Below are 3,185 nucleotides of genomic sequence, written 5' to 3'. Positions count from 1 at the left end.
ACTGCGAAGTTATCAAAATTACCGGAAATTCCTACCGCATCAAGGGCAGAAAAATCTTTGATGATTCTGATGACTGATTCTTCGCTCATAATTGTACATTTTAAATGAGCGTTTTTCGTCATTTTCACTTGACATTTACACCTAATAAGACAAAGTTTAGAATTAGGCCTAAAAGCGCTTATCTGCAGATATTGTAATAACAATAATAGAATTCAAAACACTTTTCAATCAATAAAACATAACCTAACTTTACTTTTTCAAGAAGTAAATGAACTATCAGGTTTACCATTATTATCTTTAGAAGAAAAAGACTGGATAAAAAAATATCTCGATTCACTGGAATATATTGACGAGAAGTCAGATATTTTAAGATTTCCATTTGAAAACAATTTTTTTGAAAACTATGGTGATAGTTTTTTAGATATAATTGATACATCTAATAATATGATACAAGCTTTCTATATAATAGAAAAATGTATGAATGACATTAATAATACAGAATATATCTTTCATAACGAATTCGAGCCAACTTTTTTAATTTTTTCAAAACCGGGTATTAATTTTACTTGCTATGTTTGGAGCAGAGATTTAATCCAAGAATTTTACTGTAAAATTTCTGGATATTTATTCACTATAAATTGTATTTATAATGAAGATTTTATTGCTATAGAAGATAAAGCATATCCTCTAATGTTCATGTTTAGAAACACATTGGAACTCTGTTTTAAAAGATTTTTATATAAGTTTAAAAATCATGAACGAGAAAAAAGTCATAGAATAATAAAAACTTTATGGGAAAAAACTAAAGCTATTATTTTAACATATAACAATAGTGATAAAGATATTATATTTATTGAAGAACAACTTAAAATAATTGATTCAATTGATAAAGAGGGAGATACTTTCAGATATCCAACTTCTAAAAATTTAGATTATACTTTTAATAATAAAACAATTGATTTAAAGAATATATATAATTGCTTTTATGCTATTATAAATTTCATTCAAGCTTACGAAGACGCAATAGAATACAGCAATGAATAATTATTATAATACACAAAGTCGCCCTACAACCTTAACAATGGTTGTGGGGCGGCATTTTTGATTAAAATTGTATTTTCATTCCACAGGTTTACAATTTTCTACATCGAACACACCTTTTGTGGTTATTCTTAAGGACGGGATAACTGGCAGGCTGAGGAATGAGAGGGTCATAAACGGATCGATTTTTTTGTCTGCACCAAGGCGGTACGCTTCGGCTTTGGCATTTTCGAGCTTTTCGTTGACAACTTCTAATGGCTCATCGGACATAAGACCCGCAATCGGCAATTCGAGCAAAGCTTTGATTTCTCCGTTTTCTACAACGGCAATTCCGCCCTTACTGTTTCTGATTGCATTAACGGCAACTGCGAGGTCGCTGTCGCCGCAACCAACCGCAATTATATTATGCGAATCATGGGCAATAGAGGTGGCAACTGCACCGGATTTCAGCGAATATCCTTTTACATAGCCTACACCGATATGATTGGTATTTTTATGTCGCTCGATACAAGCAATTTTCAAAATATCGTTTTCAATATCAATTTTGTCTGCAGTACCAAGATTGCGAGTAAGCAACTCGCCACCGACAAGTCCGATAAGACCAAGCTTACAATTAACAGCAAAAATTTTTGGTGTGACCTCATCAAGATGAAAAGTATCGTGGCACTTTTGGGCAATGGTTTTATCAATTATCGGTGCATCAAAATTCTTGACATCACCGTCAAAAATAGTCTTGCCACGCTTGAACACCATTTCTATATTAAAATCAGAAAGATCGTCAATAATCACCATATCAGCAAGGTATCCCGGTGCAATTGCACCTTTATTATTAAGCAGAAAATATCTTGCGGCGTGATGAGTGGCAGCCTTGAGCGTGCAAATCGGATCTGCCCCACTCTTTAGTGCCTGCTTTACAATGTAGTCGATATGACCGCCGTTGAGCAGGTCACTCGGGTGTTTATCATCTGTAGCAAACATACAGCGTGAGTAGTATTGCTGACTGAGTAACGGAAGAAGTGCCTTGAGATTGTGTGCGGCTGTCCCCTCCCTTATCATTATGAACTGACCTTTTCTCAGCTTTTCAAGTGCATTTTCAAAGGTTGAACATTCGTGGTCAGAATACACACCTGCCGCTATATATGCGTTTAGTTCATTGCCGGAAAGCTCAGGAGCGTGACCGTCAATTTTTTTATGGTGTGCCTGTGAAGCGACAATTTTTGATACCACATCGCCATCACCGTTGATTACGCCTACATAATTCATCATCTCGGCAAGTCCGAGAACTTTTTTATGCTCAAAATACGAATCAATATCTTTATATCCAAGCTCTGCACCGCTTTCGTCAAACGGCGTGGCAGGCACACATGACGGCAACATAAAATGCACATCAATCGGCAAATCCTTAGTCGCCTCTATCATATACTCAATGCCGTCAAGTCCCATTACATTTGCTATCTCATGCGGGTCGGTAATTACGGTGGTAGTGCCATGAGCAATAACAGCCTTGGCAAACTCAGACGGAACTACCATTGAGCTTTCAAGGTGAATGTGTGCGTCTATGAATCCGGGCAAAACAAGCTTACCGTTTACATCAATTTCAATTTTGCCCTCATACTCGCCAATGCCTGCTATAAGTCCGTTAGCAACAGCAATATCACCCTCTAAAAATTCATTGGAAAACACATTCAAATACCTTGCATTTTTCAAAACAAGGTCTGCCTTTTCTCTGCCTGCCGCAACAGAAATAATCTTCTGCTTTACGCCCAATCGTCTATTAATTTTTTCTTCATAAGTTTCTTTCATAAAAACACCACCCTGCATAATTTATAAATTTGTTGTTTATTTTAACAATAATCTTAACGATAATTGATTTATTATAGCATATTTTTTAGTAATATTCAATATATTGATATAAAAATATTGGTTCTATTTTATTTTTAATGTTGGAGTAATATTGATAAATTATGGTTTAGCGTAAAGTCTTGAATAAATATTATAAAATTTAGGTCGAGCCTTTTTAAAGGCTCGTGGGTTTGGGCAACGCCCAAGAAAAGTTGTTTTTACATCAGTCAATCGCGCACAAACAGCAACGCTGGTTGTGAGCTAAAGCAAAGTTTGATAAAACGGGCGACAGCCTTTTAAAA

2 protein-coding genes are annotated in these 3,185 nt (G+C 35.3%); one reads left to right on the top strand and one right to left on the bottom strand.

Features of this window, described 5'->3' with window-relative positions; translation table 11 throughout:
• The first annotated feature begins 477 nt into the window (after window positions 1-477).
• Window positions 478-1,044 (top strand): hypothetical protein, encoded by a 567-nt coding sequence (locus ACJMMI_RS06310; RefSeq protein ID WP_405354358.1) that lies wholly within the window; start codon window positions 478-480, stop codon window positions 1,042-1,044.
• 75 nt (window positions 1,045-1,119) lie between these two features.
• Here the strand turns inward: ACJMMI_RS06310 and ade are convergent, their stop codons facing one another.
• Window positions 1,120-2,844: an adenine deaminase gene (gene ade / locus ACJMMI_RS06305; protein ID WP_405354357.1), complete on the bottom strand. Its 1,725-nt coding sequence runs from the start codon at window positions 2,842-2,844 to the stop codon at window positions 1,120-1,122.
• Between the last annotated feature and the right edge of the window lie 341 nt (window positions 2,845-3,185).

The sequence above is a fragment of the Ruminococcus sp. genome, from assembly GCF_045129435.1.
GTDB lineage: Bacteria > Bacillota > Clostridia > Oscillospirales > Acutalibacteraceae > Ruminococcoides.
This window is presented reverse-complemented; position numbering and strand designations above follow the sequence as displayed.